The 14,860-nt window shown below is 41.2% G+C and carries 19 protein-coding genes; 15 read left to right on the top strand and 4 right to left on the bottom strand.

The annotated features are described in order from the left end of the window. The first annotated feature begins 5 nt into the window (after window positions 1-5). The 10 genes from D6774_00525 (at window position 6) to D6774_00480 (ending at window position 6,287) form a co-directional block, all read left to right on the top strand. Window positions 6-410, top strand: coding sequence for a DoxX family protein (locus D6774_00525; GenBank protein RME78640.1), 405 nt, complete (start codon window positions 6-8; stop codon window positions 408-410). After that, window positions 383-766 (top strand): DUF302 domain-containing protein, encoded by a 384-nt coding sequence (locus D6774_00520; GenBank protein RME78639.1) that lies wholly within the window; start codon window positions 383-385, stop codon window positions 764-766. Before D6774_00525 ends, D6774_00520 begins: the two co-directional genes overlap by 28 nt. A gap of 98 nt (window positions 767-864) precedes the next feature. After that, window positions 865-1,185, top strand: coding sequence for an ArsR family transcriptional regulator (locus D6774_00515; GenBank protein RME78638.1), 321 nt, complete (start codon window positions 865-867; stop codon window positions 1,183-1,185). Beyond that, complete coding sequence (locus D6774_00510) at window positions 1,182-1,676, top strand: hypothetical protein (protein ID RME78637.1); 495 nt, start codon at window positions 1,182-1,184, stop codon at window positions 1,674-1,676. The genes D6774_00515 and D6774_00510 overlap by 4 nt, the downstream gene beginning before the upstream one ends. Beyond that, window positions 1,673-1,915, top strand: coding sequence for a hypothetical protein (locus tag D6774_00505; GenBank protein ID RME78636.1), 243 nt, complete (start codon window positions 1,673-1,675; stop codon window positions 1,913-1,915). Before D6774_00510 ends, D6774_00505 begins: the two co-directional genes overlap by 4 nt. A gap of 7 nt (window positions 1,916-1,922) precedes the next feature. After that, window positions 1,923-4,328: a heavy metal translocating P-type ATPase gene (locus D6774_00500; protein ID RME78635.1), complete on the top strand. Its 2,406-nt coding sequence runs from the start codon at window positions 1,923-1,925 to the stop codon at window positions 4,326-4,328. Further along, window positions 4,322-4,783 carry a MarR family transcriptional regulator gene (locus D6774_00495; GenBank protein ID RME78634.1) on the top strand — a complete coding sequence of 154 codons (462 nt, stop codon included), beginning with the start codon at window positions 4,322-4,324 and terminating at the stop codon, window positions 4,781-4,783. Before D6774_00500 ends, D6774_00495 begins: the two co-directional genes overlap by 7 nt. A gap of 50 nt (window positions 4,784-4,833) precedes the next feature. Further along, the gene (locus D6774_00490) at window positions 4,834-5,280 is read left to right on the top strand and encodes a hypothetical protein (GenBank protein RME78633.1); all 447 of its coding nucleotides are present in this window, start codon (window positions 4,834-4,836) and stop codon (window positions 5,278-5,280) included. 63 nt (window positions 5,281-5,343) lie between these two features. After that, window positions 5,344-5,754 (top strand): hypothetical protein, encoded by a 411-nt coding sequence (locus D6774_00485; GenBank protein ID RME78632.1) that lies wholly within the window; start codon window positions 5,344-5,346, stop codon window positions 5,752-5,754. Between the two features lie 29 nt (window positions 5,755-5,783). Continuing rightward, window positions 5,784-6,287, top strand: coding sequence for a hypothetical protein (locus D6774_00480; protein RME78631.1), 504 nt, complete (start codon window positions 5,784-5,786; stop codon window positions 6,285-6,287). Between the two features lie 10 nt (window positions 6,288-6,297). Here D6774_00480 and D6774_00475 read toward each other — a convergent pair whose 3' ends face one another. Beyond that, complete coding sequence (locus tag D6774_00475; protein RME78630.1) at window positions 6,298-8,496, bottom strand: alpha/beta fold hydrolase; 2,199 nt, start codon at window positions 8,494-8,496, stop codon at window positions 6,298-6,300. A 125-nt stretch (window positions 8,497-8,621) separates the two neighbouring features. Between D6774_00475 and D6774_00470 the strand changes: the two genes are divergently transcribed. From D6774_00470 to D6774_00460, 3 genes are read left to right on the top strand one after another with little or no spacing between them, the layout of a single operon-like run. After that, the gene (locus D6774_00470) at window positions 8,622-8,885 is read left to right on the top strand and encodes a hypothetical protein (GenBank protein ID RME78629.1); all 264 of its coding nucleotides are present in this window, start codon (window positions 8,622-8,624) and stop codon (window positions 8,883-8,885) included. Between the two features lie 16 nt (window positions 8,886-8,901). Then, entirely contained in the window at window positions 8,902-9,237 is a 336-nt protein-coding gene (locus tag D6774_00465) for a hypothetical protein (GenBank protein ID RME78628.1), read from the top strand. A 14-nt stretch (window positions 9,238-9,251) separates the two neighbouring features. Next, window positions 9,252-9,785, top strand: a complete 534-nt coding sequence (locus D6774_00460; protein RME78627.1) for a hypothetical protein — start codon at window positions 9,252-9,254, stop codon at window positions 9,783-9,785. 249 nt (window positions 9,786-10,034) lie between these two features. Here D6774_00460 and D6774_00455 read toward each other — a convergent pair whose 3' ends face one another. Further along, on the bottom strand, window positions 10,035-10,229 hold the full coding sequence (locus D6774_00455; GenBank protein ID RME78626.1) for a DUF378 domain-containing protein: 195 nt from the start codon (window positions 10,227-10,229) through the stop codon (window positions 10,035-10,037). Between the two features lie 228 nt (window positions 10,230-10,457). Next, entirely contained in the window at window positions 10,458-11,036 is a 579-nt protein-coding gene (locus tag D6774_00450) for a hypothetical protein (GenBank protein ID RME78625.1), read from the bottom strand. Window positions 11,037-11,280: 244 nt separating this feature from the next. Between D6774_00450 and gyrB the strand changes: the two genes are divergently transcribed. Continuing rightward, entirely contained in the window at window positions 11,281-13,155 is a 1,875-nt protein-coding gene (gene gyrB, locus D6774_00445; protein RME78624.1) for a DNA topoisomerase (ATP-hydrolyzing) subunit B, read from the top strand. Window positions 13,156-13,221: 66 nt separating this feature from the next. Next, window positions 13,222-14,040 carry a hypothetical protein gene (locus D6774_00440; protein ID RME78623.1) on the top strand — a complete coding sequence of 273 codons (819 nt, stop codon included), beginning with the start codon at window positions 13,222-13,224 and terminating at the stop codon, window positions 14,038-14,040. A gap of 177 nt (window positions 14,041-14,217) precedes the next feature. On the opposite strand, the gene D6774_00435 is transcribed toward D6774_00440, so the two are convergent. Next, the coding region (locus tag D6774_00435; GenBank protein ID RME78622.1) for a hypothetical protein at window positions 14,218-14,860 on the bottom strand (643 nt) is incomplete at its 5' end.

Raw genomic sequence — 14,860 nt, 5'->3', positions numbered from 1 at the left:
GAAGAGTGAAGCTTACACCACAAGACAAAGCACTACTAGTCCTGCGCATAGGGCTTTGCGCAGTGTTCTTGTGGTTTGGCTTCTCACAACTCTTCACCCCTCAATTATTTTATGGATATCTCCCTCAGTGGGTGTATAACACCCTCATCACACCGCAAACGCTGATTTTTGTCAATGGAATCTTTGAAATCATCGCAGCAACACTCCTCTTGTTTGGCGTGCTTCCACGCCTCATGGCAGGACTTCTCGCGCTCCACCTCATCGGCATCATTATCAGTCTTGGCTACAATGACGTAGCAGTACGCGATGTTGGATTGATGATCGCAACCGCTTCACTTATTTTTGTAAAAGAGCACCCTAATGTGTTCAAGGAGTTAAAAAAATGGATTATGGATACCGCAAGAAACTGAACTGTACTGTTGATGAGGCGGAATCAAAAGTACGTGAGGCACTGCAAGAAGAAGGTTTTGGAGTGCTCACCTATATTGATGTCAAAAAGACGCTCAAAAAGAAACTAGACATAAATACAAAAGAATATCGGATTCTTGGCGCTTGCAATCCGCCTTTTGCGCACAAAGCACTGGAAGCAGAAAAAGAGATAGGGCTTTTACTCCCTTGTAATGTCATTATTTATGTAGCTGAAGACTTGTGTTGGGTCAGCGCAATAGATCCGGTTGTTGCTATGGGTATGATTGACAATGTAGCTCTTAAACCTATTGCTGAACAAGTTCGCAATAAGTTGAGAAAAGTCATCGACTCATTATAGGTTGTTACAATGCAGCAAATCAGTTAGAAACATAAAAAATATACGTAGTTAAGGATGCCACACAAATATTTATATATGATTTTTACATCATATGATATATGAGACATTTGAGTGAGGAAAAACTTCGTGCATACCAACAGTTTTTTGGAACACTCACAACACAGAACAGACTACGCATCATCAACGAACTCAGACATGGACCTCTTAGTGTGCAAGAACTATCCCAAAAAACAGGTATTGAACAAAGCGCAGTCTCACACAACCTCAAAAGACTCAAGCACTGCGGATTCGTAACAGTACAACAACAAGGAAAGCAAAGAATTTACGCCCTCAATAGCAAAACCATCTCTAAACTCATGGACATCATTGATGAACACATGAAAAAGCACTGCATAAAAATAGTACGAGGTGAGCGATGAACAAACACATCACAGCAATTCTCTTTATCCTGTTGATACCCTTAGCACTCGCACATACCGAAACAGGAATTGACGCACAAAAAATTATCAGCGCTCAGACACCTTGCTCTGAGCTCAACGACGAACAACTAGAAGCAATAGGAGACTACTACATGGAACAGATGCATCCCGGAGAGCAACATGAACTCATGGATGAGATGATGGGAGGAGAAGGATCTCCTCAACTCCATGATATGCATGTAAGACTTGCACAACGATTTTACTGTGATGAAACAACACGCAAGAATTCAGACACACAAAACAGGATGAGCTCATCAATGATGATGGGTGCAGGAGGAATGAACATGGGATATGGAATGATGGGAGGATACTCAATGATGGGATCGCTTGGCTGGGGACTATACAGCCTCGTCTATCTCGCACTTGCAGCATTCATCTTCTCAGTAATCTTCTGGGGAACAAAAAAATGGCTGCTAGGAGGAAAAAAATGAAAGACAAATGTGATGCGTTAAGACTAGGAAAAGCAGGAGCGATTGTCAGTGCAGTGATGATGGCTCTGCTCTGGATCGGCTGGCAAGTAGGCATCTATGCTAATGCAGCACAACAAATGGCAAACTGGCACCTGTTCTTCTCACAGAGCATAGGTGGACTGATTGCAGGAGTAATTGAAGGAGCAGTACACGGATTTATCTGGCTCTACTTGCTAGCATGGATCTATAACAAGCTTTGAATACTTTATGGCAAGGAGAACCCAAACACTACCTCTTGAAGGGCTCAATTGTGCGAGCTGTGTTGCTAAGATAGAAAAAGTAGTGAAAAAAGTCAAAGGAGTTTCTCGTGTGAGTGTGAACCTTGCCAATTCTCAAGTTACCATAGAATATGATGATAAGAAAGCGTCCCCAGAACATCTTGTCAAAGCAGTTGAAGACATCGGCTACAAGGTTATCAAAGAAAACAATTCCTTTGATCTTATCATCAAGGGCATGGACAGCACGCATTGTGTGAACATCGTCAAAAGCGCTCTTGACAAACACAAAGGAATTCTCTCAAAAGAACTCCTGCCCAATCAGCACGCGCAAATAGTCTTTGATCCTCGTATTACCAGCAAACAAGCAATACTTCAAACAATTCGTAATGCAGGATATGAACCATTTGAAGAAACAGATAAAGAAGAACAAGCACGTCAAAAAGAGATAGCTGAACTCAAAAACAAAGTCATCCTATCAGGAATTCTAAGCATCCCTCTACTCTACTTTGCCATGGGAGCACATATCGGCATCCACATGATTTCAAACACATCTCTTCTTGCACTCATCCAATTTCTACTCACAACCCCTATTATCATAGTGGGAAAACACTTCTACATCAGAGGATTTCGCTCACTTATCAAAGCAAAAACAGCAAATATGGATACTCTGGTAGCAGTTGGCACCGGTGCTGCGTATCTTTACAGCGTTATTGCAACAGGATTTATTCTTGCAGGATCAGATCTTTTTGGACGAGACGATATCTACTTTGAAGTTGCAGGCCTGCTCATTTTTTTCATCCTTCTCGGGCGCTACTTTGAAGCACTAGCAAAAGGGAGGACATCTCAAGCAATCAAAAAACTTATTGGATTGGCACCAAAAACTGCACGAGTAAAAAGAAATGGAAAAGAACAGAACATCCCTGTTGAAGATATACAGGTAGGGGACATCATCATCGTACGCCCCGGAGAGAAAATACCTGTAGACGGAGAAGTTCTTAGAGGATCTTCCTATGTTGATGAAAGTATGATCTCAGGCGAAAGCACACCTGTATTAAAGAAAAAAGGAGACTTTGTTATTGGCGCAACCATTAACAAAACAGGTTCATTCACCTTCAAAGCAACAAAAGTTGGAAAAGACACCGTTCTTGCTCAGATCATCAAGCTTGTTGAAGATGCACAAGCAAGTAAAGCACCCATACAACAACTAGCAGATACTATCTCCGCATATTTCGTCCCCATAGTTGTCAGCATAGGCATCATCTCAGCAATCATTTGGTACTTTGCAGGGCTAGGCTTTCTTTTTTCTTTTACCGTTCTTATCTCAGTACTCATTATTGCTTGTCCTTGCGCTCTTGGTCTTGCAACACCCACCGCAGTCATGGTGGGAACAGGATTAGGTGCGCAAAACGGCATTCTTTTCAAAAGTGCAGATGCGCTTCAAAAAGCAAGTACTCTTGACACCATCATCTTTGATAAGACAGGAACCCTTACTCGAGGAGAGCCCGCGGTCACAGACGTTATCGTCTATGAAGGAAAGAAGAAAGACATTCTTTTCAAAGCTGCGATTGCAGAGAAAAGATCAGAGCACCCTCTTGGCCAAGCAATTGTCAAGAAGGTCAAAAAAGTTCCTGAAGCTTCACGCTTCAACACCATTACCGGAAAAGGTGTGGAAGCGACCTATCAGCGACAAAAGATTCTTGTTGGAAACAGAGCATTGATGAAACTCAACAAGATCTCGTGCGAATCCATTGAAGAAGATATTAAAAAACTAGAATCACAAGGAAAAACCACTATGATTGTTGCAGTAAATAAGAACATAATCGGGCTTATTGCAGTGGCAGATCCAATCAAAGAAACTGCCATCCAGGCAATTAAAGCTCTTAAAGGCTATAGGCTTATTATGATTACCGGCGACAATGAACGCACTGCAAAAGCAGTTGCGAAACAAGTAGGTATTAGTGAGGTTCTCTTTGAAGTGCTTCCAGAAGACAAAGCAACAGAAGTCAAACAACTTCAGAAAAAAGGCGCCGTAGTTGCGATGGTTGGAGATGGTATCAATGACGCCCCTGCACTCACCCAGGCAGATGTCGGAATAGCCATGGGCGCGGGAACTGACATCGCCATAGAATCAGGAGATATCGTTCTTGTTAAAGATGACCTGCGCGACGTAGTAACTACAATTGATCTGAGCAAATACTGCATGCGCAAGATCAAGCAGAACCTCTTCTGGGCATTCTTCTATAACATATTAGGCATACCTATTGCAGCAGGAGCACTCTATCCGTTCACAGGGTTTTTACTCAACCCTGTCATCGCAGGAGTGGCCATGGCATTTAGTTCAGTAAGCGTAGTTGCAAACTCCTTATTGATGAAGAGATTCAAACCACGATGGTAAATCAAAAATACGTCGGGTACAGTCTTATCGGTCTTGCAGTATTACTTTTTGTCATTCTCGTAGTTGTTCAAGTAGAATTCAACACGCAAGCGGCATTTCTTTGCGAACAAATTGATGCAAATCCACATCAAACAATGGAGGAGTGCCCCGCACACAAAAGCACCACCCCTATGCTTATCACAATCTCTTTTTTGCTTGTCATAATCATACTCGTTATAGGAATACTCCTTCTCTATGTCCCCGCAAAAATCAAGAAAAAACTTCCCGCACTTGACTATGAAGAGAAACTCATTGTTGATGAAATACGCAAGACAGGCTCAGCCTATCAATCAGACCTCATCAAAGCAACGGGATTTAGCAAGGTCAAGATGACCCGCATCCTCGATAAGCTTGAAGGCAAAGGAGTTATTGAGAGAAGGAGACGCGGAATGACCAACATCATTTTTTTGCGGTGAAACTAGTTTCACCGGTACTTTAAAAAGCTGTTTCACATCAGATTCGGGGCATGAAACAAGCAATACTCCTAGCAATCATTCTGGTTCTTGCTGGCTGTTCTCAACCCAGTCCAGAACAACTCACAGGATCTGCTACAGATGTTCTCATGTACAAAAACCCCAATTGTGGTTGTTGTGTAGGACACAAAGCAGCACTTGAAACTCAAGGGTACTCCGTAGAGGTGAAGCTTCAAGAGAATGTAGATCAAATAAAGCAAGCACATAACATTCCAAGAGAAATGCAAAGCTGCCACACCATCGTTGCGGAAAACTACTTTATTGAAGGACATGTTCCTCTTGAAGCAATTGAAAGACTCTTTGAAGAACAACCAGATATTGATGGCATTGCGCTTCCAGGAATGCCCTCAGGTACACCGGGAATGCCTGGACCAAAACGAGGACCCTATGTGATATATGCACTTAAGGACGGAGAATACTTTGAGTGGATGCGTATTTAATTCTTTAAGCAGGTCTTCGCAAACAGAACAAGAACTAACAAAACACTAAAGGAAAAAATGAAAATGAGAGCAAAACTTACTAATGGATTAATCGTTGCAGGAGTCTTATGGATTACACTCTTCGCACTGCCCCAGTATGCCCCCAGTAAATCTGTTCCTCACCAGCAAGAACAACTCGAACACTTGCAAAATTCCTTACATGCAACACTTATCCCTGCTGGAAAATACCGATGCTGTCTGGAAAAACCTTGTTCATACTGCCTTAGCGATGTTGAAGGCTGTAGCTGTCTTGACGATGTGATGAACGCAAAAGCACCTTGCGTTGAGTGTGTGGGAGAAATTCTAAAAGGCGAAGGCAATAAATTCTTAGCACCTTATTTCGCAGTAGCAATTGCTGAGAAAACTGGCGAGCTTGAAGCGATGCAACACATTATTGAGGAAAAATATGGTATAGAGGTGCAAGATCAGATATGAAAACGATAATTTTGACTATTATTTTCCTGATGGTTATTGGATCTGCGTTTGCCTGCGGTGAGCGTGACGTACTGCTTGTCGACTCTCTTGAAGAGGTCGTAACACAAGACGCAACCTCTGCTTGTGCAGGTACGCCTGTCAAGATCAATGAAGATAATCAAGTAGTTGTGGAACGATCACGCATCAAAGTAAGTATGCACGAAGCTCAGCACATCTTAGAAGAGTACCTTGAACAAGCATATCAAGGACGTGTGCAGTTGAGTGAGGATGAGCATTCTGATGTTCCAGGACATGAGGCTCATCACCACCAACGTGGAAACCTCCAAGATAGCCATGGAACGATAAGTTATGCGTTCTTAGTTGAGGGCGGCGCTGATTTTTTTGATGGCAAGAGCATCCCTTTTTATGTCGATGCAGAAGATGGCACTGTCTACGGGCTTGGCTGTGGGCTTGGAGCAGGAGACCCCGTTTACACGCCGCAAGGATATCCTAAATCCTTTTGGCATAAGCTATGGCATTTTTGGGATCATTAACTGAAAGGAATTACTTTGAAGAAATCTCTTCAACAAGAACTTCATACACTTGAGGGAATTCTTCAGGATCTAGCAATCTTCCATGTAGGTCTGTTTGCAAAGAGTCTGTGCAGGTTCCGTTGAAAAGATAGTCTTTTACGCCTTCAAGGTATGCGTTAGTTTCTGTTACAATTCCATCCCCCATTTCACCTCCGTCCATTGGGCACCCTGTTGCACGGACGACGACGATTTTATCTGAGAGGGGTCTTGCATTGAGACGTGTTAGAAACACGGATCCTTCGCTCATATCATTGCATTCGCGAGGAGATCCGAGAAGGGTGCAGAATTTTTTTACTTTTCCTTTGATTCCTTTGTGGGGTGTGTTAATGGTGATGAGTTTTTTGATTTCCTCATCTCCAAAGAGTGCCATGTATTCTCTTGCGACTAGCCCCCCCATTGAGTGTGCTACGATGATCACTTGATCAGATCCTGTACGTTCTTTAACGTCACGAATGATTTCTGCAAGCCTTATTGCATAGTTTTCTATTCGCTCTGATTTTTGAGTTTGTACTTCGTAGCGTCCAACATCATAAATTGTGATGTAATAATAGGTTGATCTGATGCTTGTGGGTTTGTTATGAGCTCCGAAGATTCCTTTAGGAACTATCTGTGCGCTGTCAAGCTCTCCAACATTCACGATTCCTTCTTCTTCTAGTTTTTTTTGTATTTTAGCAAACGAGTTCATTGAAAATTCTGGAGTGTTTGCTTCATTAAATGCATGACCATGAATGAAGAGAACGGGCGTTTTGGGGCTGGAACCGCAAATTGAACACTCATTGTGAATACAGCACTGCGGTTCGTGTTTGTTCAGAGGAATAAGAGGTTGAGGACGTAGTTCATAAGAAGTATTCAAGAAGTGAGGTGTGAATGGCTCAGGAAATACCACTGTGTTATTAACCGCGTTTGAACAGTGCTCATCGAAGTATGCTTCCATGAGTTTAATGGGCGATGTTGATTCTCTTGACGTGTTGGTAGTGTTTGAGACTGTTTGATTGGTAGTGTCACCTTCTGGGGTGGCATTTATTGTCTGATTTTCTTGATCTGTATTGTTAGTCGTATTCATCTTTTGTTGCTCAATTACACTTTCAAAAAGCTCACAAGAAAAGTTCACTCCAAAGAGCTCCTCAGCTTCGGTTTTGATCAACTCGTAGTTAATAATAATTTCTGAAGATGTGGTGAAAAGATCATTTATTTGTACTCTGAGTTCTTCTATTGATGATGACTTGTTAATATCCTGTTTAAGAGACATAAATTGATCATTGATTAGAGAGGAAACTTGTTCGTACTCCTTGTTAAAAGCATGTTTGTTGTAGAATACAGCGATTTCTTTGAGTTTTTCTAGAGGGAATGTGCTTAGTACTTCTTGAAGATTGTTAAATTCATTTATTGTTTTAATGCTCTGGTTGAGGAGGATTTCGCTTTTTTGATCAACGGTAATAATGTCTTTTTGGTCTTGCACGCTCAATCGTTGCGCAGCACCAAAAAAATCTAGAGTATTGTAGGACTCAATAAGAGATTCAACGTGTGCTCTAAGCGCGGAAGTTTGAAGTTTCAGTGTTTGTACTTGTTGTAAGAGTTGTTTTGACTCTTCAAGATGAGCTACTTTTTTTAGAAGGTTTATTGATGCGTTAAGTCGCGCATCTGCTTGTGAAATATTTTGTGCGAGTCTTGGGAGGACGTCTTCAAGAAATGTTTTTGCTATGCGCTCATCCTGGGTATACGTGTAGTTGAGAGTGATAAGAGCGGTTTTGAGTATGGGTTTTTCTTGTGTGAGACACAGTGAAGATCTTATGTTTTGGCACTGCATGTCAAAAGAGTAATAGTTTATTCCTTCTCCTCTTTGGGGAGGTTCAAGAGTAAAAGAGAGTTGCTCATTTGTGTGTTTGTCAAAGAGCACTGATGATTTCTTGAGGGTTTTATTTTTTGAAAGGTCACGAAGTTCATATTCGCATCGCGCAGTACATTGGAAAAATGTGTGTGTTGTGATTTCTACTTGTGCTTGTCTGGGGTCTCTTTGTGTTTCAAGATGGATGCTTGAAGGTGTAAGCTCCACGCGCAGTTCTTCAGAGATGAGAAACCTCACTTTAAGTCCGAAAAGAAGGAAAAAGGAAATGAGGACGATAAGGAAGAGTCCCACACTTATTGTTATGAGTAGTTTGCGTTCCATCATAGGTTTTCATACCTCGTTTGTTTATAAATGTGTGAGAGGAATTTGAACTACGTTAGAGCATCATTTCGTTTTTACTCCGTATACAAACAGTAATATCTAAAAAGGAGTGCTTTTAGCTCTCGAATATGCTCTATGAACCTGTTGTTTACAACCCGAAAAGCAAGGTTCCTCAGGAAAGAATTGAGAAAATTATCTCTAATCATCTTTATGCTTTAGAGAACCTTCGAAAACTCAATCCTGAAGGAGTTGGAGTCCTCTTTGCGGAAGCACTACTTGAGCGTTATGTGATGCGAGGATATGCTTGGCTTCCTCTTCCCCAGGGAGGGTATCGTATCTTTAGTCCTTTTGAAACAGGATTCTACGGAAGAGAAACCCTTATAAAAGAGTGACTTTGACCACCAAGTAATGACATTAGGAACAATCGATGACTTTGTAGAGATAAACAAGCGTAAACTCCACATACAAAACAACTCAGAAGCACTTCTAACGCACATTAGCTATGCTCTCACCTACTTGGCGTTTCACGAAAAACCAGTTCGTACGCCCCAAGAACTCCAAAACATGGCCCTTAGTTCTATACACACATCTCCTGACGAGATTCAAGTATATCGCATATTACAACAAGCAATTGATAAACAGTACTCCTGGAGATCTGAAGGAACAAACCTGGAAATTTATGATCCTTCCGGAAAACGTGTTTTACGCATTCCTTGCCCATACGAACTTTTAAAAAGAGATTAAAACCATTCTTTCTTATGATTAAGAGTAAAGCACGAGTTAAGACACGTAATGTCTTTATCATGCTCGTCTTGAATAAGCTTGTGAGTAGTTTTTACGAAGCGTATTGGATACTCACAGAACTTCCTTCACTCAACAAAGTAACAAGAAGTAACAAAATCTCTAAGCAAGGTCCCATTCTGCTTATGATTCTAACAGGACTTGTCCTTGCAGGAAGTGTTGTGATAAATAAACTCGCCTATGATGCGATCAACATGGTTCGTCTTAGCGCAGGTTTTTTGCTTCTGCTTCTTGCACAACTCATCTTGCTTGTCAAACTTCGCTTTCACGTAAAGGGACTTGTGGAAAAACTCTATGACCGCATAACATTACACCCTTTAGGAGTCTTTTTCTTCGGAGTTTACTACATTCAATCTAAAATAAATCAGAAACAAATGAAAAAATGTCCTTGGATGTATCGCATCCTTCCAAGCTGGCTCGTACTCTTCGCAATAACGCTCTTTATCTACTTGTTAATCTTCTTGTTCACACTGACGAGCGCACTTGTTTAACTGCTTTGAAACTGCTTCTTTTTCCATCAGCAGATCTTAAAGAGTTGTGTAGTTCTCCTCAGGTTTTCTTCTAGCACAAGAAGAGTCTCACCTAAGAACGTAACTCCCGCAGTATTTGAGAAATCAAAGAAATCCTTTTGAAAACGCCCCGGAATAAACTAAAAACACGAGGAAAAAGAATTCGCGTGGAAACAGAACCAAAGAAGGAAAACATAAAAAATTGAAAGATAAAAAATTAAGTAAACGTAATTATCCTTTTACTACTGCGTAGATCTCGTAGAGTGCTGCGAGTCCTACTAGGATGTACACTATTTTTTCAAGCACAGGAACTGCGCCAAAAATAAGGTTTACCAGGTTGAAGTTTACTGCTCCAACAAGTCCCCAGTTAAGAGCCCCGATGATAACGAGCCATCTTGATACTTGTTCTACCATATCTGCTGCCATATTGTTTTATACCTCCGTTTTTTCGGTTGTTTTTTGGTTACAAGAGCGTTTGAACATATAAGTATTTCCCAATTTACACTACTTTAGGAGAGAAAAAACACCTTTTTCAATAACACCTACTGAGTGCTCAACATGACCGGCTAGACTCAAAAAAACGTGGCTGACAAAAACAAAATCAAACAAGGGTTGCTCCAAACCACATTCACAAAGAAACACAATACGTTTCACTTATGCAACTTGGTCTATGCTTGCAGTCTTCTTTCCAGGATGAGTCCATCCTTCTTGACCAAATTTGTCGCAGGTCTTGTAAGGATCACTATGATCGGTGAAAACACAAACATCCCCCTTTACTGCAACAGCATACAGTAAAGGTAAACCTCGTGGATCACTCTCCAAGAGTTCTCTAGGAAGCAGTACCACGCGATCATCATAAGAAGAAGTTTCTTTGTCTTGTACTGTTCTAATCAGGGCATCAATTGCGCTTCCATTTTCAAAAACATTGCACGTATACACACTCTGTTCAAGGTTAGGATATGCAGAATAATCTGGAATAAAACCATCTTCAAGATCATAGAATCCCTTTGGTTTTAACAAATATCCTTTCGTCGTTAGTAGCCTATCACCAAAAAGCCTGTTGTAAAGGAACTCCGCCCTTCTTGGAAGAGCAAGTAATTCACTCATAGCACTAGAATACACAGATTCAGGACATTTTTCTTCTGAGGTTCCTATGACGTGTTCATCCATGCGAGGAGTGATAAACAACAATTTTGCAGGTGTTCCGTAATCTACTTTTTTTCTTAACCACATGTCACCTCCATCGACAGAGGCAGGTTTATAAAAATTGCTGAGAAGAAATCCCCTTCAATCAACCCACAGTTCACGTCTTGCAGAGCTCTCACCACACCTTACAATGTGCACCTTACAATCTTATCACCCTTCTCCGCAAAAACAACCACAACATTTATAAACAAAATTTCCTTTTGTAATACTACGAAAGAGGCGCTAAAACCCCAGAATTCTGGCAATACAAGCCTTCTAAAAGACTCCCAATATGACAGAATATAACGCAGCAAACATCACCGCTCTTGAAGGCCTTGAAGCAGTACGAAAACGGCCTGGTATGTATATTGGCTCAACAGGTTCTCGTGGTCTTCACCACCTTGTCTGGGAGGTTGTTGACAACTCTATTGATGAGGCTCTTGCAGGATACTGTGACACCATCACCGTCACGCTCTTCAAAGATGGATCAGTAGGTGTTGAAGATAACGGACGGGGAATTCCTGTGGATATCCACCCTAAATTTAACATGCCTGCGCTCACCGTAGTTCTCACTAAACTTCACGCGGGAGGAAAATTCGATAAAGGATCCTATCAAGTCTCAGGAGGACTTCATGGCGTAGGTATCTCTGTTGTTAATGCGCTCTCTACAAAAGTATTTGTACGCGTCTGCAAAAATGGAGAACAATACGAGCAAGAATTCATTAATCAACAACCTCAGGAATTCAAAAAAATAGGTCCTTGTGGAGACAAAAGAGGTACGTTTGTGCGATTCTGGCCAGATCCAGAAGTCTTTGAAACAACACAGTTCCACCACGACATACTTGCAGCACGTCTACGAGAACTTGCATTTCTTAACAAAGGTCTTCGAATCATTTTCGTCGATGAGCACCAGGACAAAACCGTCGAATTCCACTACGAAGGAGGAATTAAGTCCTTTGTTGAGTACATCAATAAGAACAAAAATCCTATTCACGAAGTCATCTACTTTGAAAAAGAAAAAGATGCAACACAAGTGGAGATCGCTCTTCAATACAATGACGGGTATCAAGAAAACGTATACTCTTTTGTTAATAACATAAATACTGTTGAAGGTGGAACCCACCTTTCAGGATTCAAAACAGCACTTACAAGAGAATTTAACAAATACGCAAGTAAACTTGACAAAAATGCAAAACTCACCGCAGATGATGTTCGTGAAGGCCTAAGCGCAGTTATCTCCATTAAAATTCCAGAGCCTCAGTTTGAAGGTCAAACCAAAGCAAAACTAGGCAACTCAGAAGTAAAAGGAATTGTTGAATCTCTTGTAGGTCAAGGTCTTGCAACGTTTCTTGAAGAAAACCCCCCCATTGCAAAGAGCATTATCAACAAAGCAATACAAGCAGCAAAAGCACGAGAAGCTGCAAGAAAAGCACGCGAACTTACTCGTCGCAAATCAGCGCTTCATTCAGGCTCTCTTCCAGGAAAACTCGCAGATTGTCAAAGCAGAGATCCTGCTCAATCAGAACTCTACATTGTTGAAGGAGACTCAGCAGGAGGCTCTGCAAAACAAGGAAGAGACAGAGCATTTCAAGCAATCCTTCCTCTGCGAGGAAAAGTACTTAACGTTGAAAAAGCACGTCTGAACAAGATTCTCTCAAACAATGAGATTTCAACCTTGGTAACTGCTCTTGGTTGCGGTATTGGAGATGAATTTGACGCATCAAAAGTACGCTACCACCGAATCATTATTATGACCGACGCTGATGTTGATGGCGCGCACATCTCAACACTACTCCTCACCTTTTTCTTTCGCTACGCAAAAGAACTCATTGAGAAAGGATACGTCTACATCGCCATGCCTCCGCTCTACAAGGTTTCAAAAGGAAAACAGTTTGAATACTGCTACACCGAAGAAGAAAAGGAAAAACTTCTTGAACGGTTTGGAGAAGGTGCAAATGTTCAACGATACAAAGGTCTTGGTGAGATGAACCCTGAACAACTCTGGGAGACAACCATGAACCCGCAAACAAGAACACTCAAACAAATAAAAATTGAGGACGCTGTTGAAGCTGACAAAACATTCACCATTCTTATGGGTGACGATGTTGAGCCACGTAAAGAATTCATCTTTGAAAACGCGTACAAGGTTGAAAATCTAGACGTGTAAACCTTTCCTCTTTTTTCTTAAAAAATAAGTACGTGTTTTTTATACCAGTATTCCTCTACCCCCAATATGAGACTTACTCGCAGCGAACTTGCTTCTCGTATTAACCTTCCTCAACAATGGCAGTACATTGATGAAGTTATCGCAGAACCCCCTCACTATACTGTAAAAGCGAATGCAAGAAAGGATGAATTTGAAGGTAACGCACATCACCTCACAACAGTCTCAACACTTCTTCTTTATGAACAACTCATTCAAGGACTAGGCATACCACTTGAAGAAACACAATACAGAGATATTCGTTTTCGCAATGGTGGCATTGATACAGCACAACAATTCATCGCACAGTTGGACTGCTCATCAACACCTAAACTCAACATTTCAAACTGTGTTGAGATCACAACATGCAAGAGGACTTCTAGTTTTCCTTACGACTACAAACCACGCGAATACCAACAAAGACATCTTAAAGAGGATCTTGTTAAAAGAGTTCACTCTATCTACAAAAAAAATCTGACAGTTGTGAAAAACGCATGGGAAAGTGATACGCAAAACATTCTTGTTGCCCAATGCTACCTTGACAACCTTCCTCTTTCTTATTCCTCTGCTTGGGTTACACTTTGTGCGAATCAAGCATATCACACCGTTTTTGAATTACTTGGAGAGCAGGTACAAAACACCATTGAAGAAATCCGCATACCAAAACATACCGTTGAAATTTTTGACACCCCAAAAAATGCGTTCATGGGTATTGCAAGACTCCACGCTGTACGCTCACAACTACACTTTGTTTCTTTTGATACGCCCTTTTCTCATTGCGAGACTATTTTGCACATACCAGGAAAAAATCTCAAAACACTTTGGGACCAACACCTTGAGAATTCATAAGATAACAAAAACTCTTAGCGAAAATGTTTGCGTAGTTGAAAATGCAAAACAGTATCGCAAGGCTTTGCAAGTATTCTGTGTGAAAATTGGTACTTTGACGAAAATTCATTCACCAGTTTTTTAATAAATCTACCCGGATAACACGTTAAAAGAAAGAAAAGGCCCAACACCCATCCTTTAAGAAACAAGTGACGCGTCAATGCACATCACTTGAGGACCGTAATACCCTCCTTGCGAGTACTTTTCTTTTGAAAATTCTATGTTTGATGTGAAGAGATTGCCTACCAGTAAACCTCCTTTGAAGGGAATTTTCTTCCCCTCTTCATATCTATACCCCAGACGTACTTCTGCTGAAAACGCTCCGGTAAATGAATCAGGAATGAAACTTGAGAATTTTACTATCTCAATGCGATCTTGTTTTCTGAGTGCGTCCATGCTTTTTTTCCCCGCTTTTACCACGATGTTTGCAAGAGGTGTTGCGATAGGAACGTTGAGATATTGAGCGTATTTATTTGATGCGAGAAACCCATTGATCTTTCCTTCTTTAATGAGTAGTACTTTGTTTGAAGGAACACCTTCACTATCAAATGCGCTAGAGTACACACCATAAGGAATATGAGGATCTGAAGAAAGAGTGATGTTTTTTGAACAAAGAGCATCTCCTTTTTTACGTTTGAGATAACCTGCGTACAGTCTTTTTGCAAGACACTGCATGACCCAGGGATTTGCAGGTGCAACAGGGGGGACGAAGATATCTCGCAATGCTTCTTCGCTGATGAGCACGTTTCCTTTAAACGCAATTGGTTTTTGAGCTGAAGCT

This window comes from Candidatus Woesearchaeota archaeon (assembly GCA_003695435.1).
In the GTDB taxonomy this organism is placed as follows: domain Archaea; phylum Nanobdellota; class Nanobdellia; order Woesearchaeales; family UBA11576; genus J101.
The sequence above is the reverse complement of the archived record's forward strand: the minus strand, read 5'-3'. Positions and strand labels throughout refer to the sequence as shown.

Excerpts from the sequence above, each read along its gene's own strand:
- D6774_00520 (RME78639.1), top strand. The coding sequence starts at position 383 with ATGGATTATGGATACCGCAAGAAACTGAACTGTACTGTTGATGAGGCG.
- D6774_00515 (RME78638.1), top strand. The coding sequence starts at position 865 with ATGAGACATTTGAGTGAGGAAAAACTTCGTGCATACCAACAGTTTTTT.
- D6774_00510 (RME78637.1), top strand. The coding sequence starts at position 1,182 with ATGAACAAACACATCACAGCAATTCTCTTTATCCTGTTGATACCCTTA.
- D6774_00505 (RME78636.1), top strand. The coding sequence starts at position 1,673 with ATGAAAGACAAATGTGATGCGTTAAGACTAGGAAAAGCAGGAGCGATT.
- D6774_00500 (RME78635.1), top strand. The coding sequence starts at position 1,923 with ATGGCAAGGAGAACCCAAACACTACCTCTTGAAGGGCTCAATTGTGCG.
- D6774_00495 (RME78634.1), top strand. The coding sequence starts at position 4,322 with ATGGTAAATCAAAAATACGTCGGGTACAGTCTTATCGGTCTTGCAGTA.
- D6774_00490 (RME78633.1), top strand. The coding sequence starts at position 4,834 with ATGAAACAAGCAATACTCCTAGCAATCATTCTGGTTCTTGCTGGCTGT.
- D6774_00485 (RME78632.1), top strand. The coding sequence starts at position 5,344 with ATGAGAGCAAAACTTACTAATGGATTAATCGTTGCAGGAGTCTTATGG.
- D6774_00480 (RME78631.1), top strand. The coding sequence starts at position 5,784 with ATGGTTATTGGATCTGCGTTTGCCTGCGGTGAGCGTGACGTACTGCTT.
- D6774_00475 (RME78630.1), bottom strand. The coding sequence starts at position 8,496 with ATGATGGAACGCAAACTACTCATAACAATAAGTGTGGGACTCTTCCTT.
- D6774_00470 (RME78629.1), top strand. The coding sequence starts at position 8,622 with ATGCTCTATGAACCTGTTGTTTACAACCCGAAAAGCAAGGTTCCTCAG.
- D6774_00465 (RME78628.1), top strand. The coding sequence starts at position 8,902 with ATGACATTAGGAACAATCGATGACTTTGTAGAGATAAACAAGCGTAAA.
- D6774_00460 (RME78627.1), top strand. The coding sequence starts at position 9,252 with ATGATTAAGAGTAAAGCACGAGTTAAGACACGTAATGTCTTTATCATG.
- D6774_00455 (RME78626.1), bottom strand. The coding sequence starts at position 10,229 with ATGGCAGCAGATATGGTAGAACAAGTATCAAGATGGCTCGTTATCATC.
- D6774_00450 (RME78625.1), bottom strand. The coding sequence starts at position 11,036 with ATGTGGTTAAGAAAAAAAGTAGATTACGGAACACCTGCAAAATTGTTG.
- gyrB (RME78624.1), top strand. The coding sequence starts at position 11,281 with ATGACAGAATATAACGCAGCAAACATCACCGCTCTTGAAGGCCTTGAA.
- D6774_00440 (RME78623.1), top strand. The coding sequence starts at position 13,222 with ATGAGACTTACTCGCAGCGAACTTGCTTCTCGTATTAACCTTCCTCAA.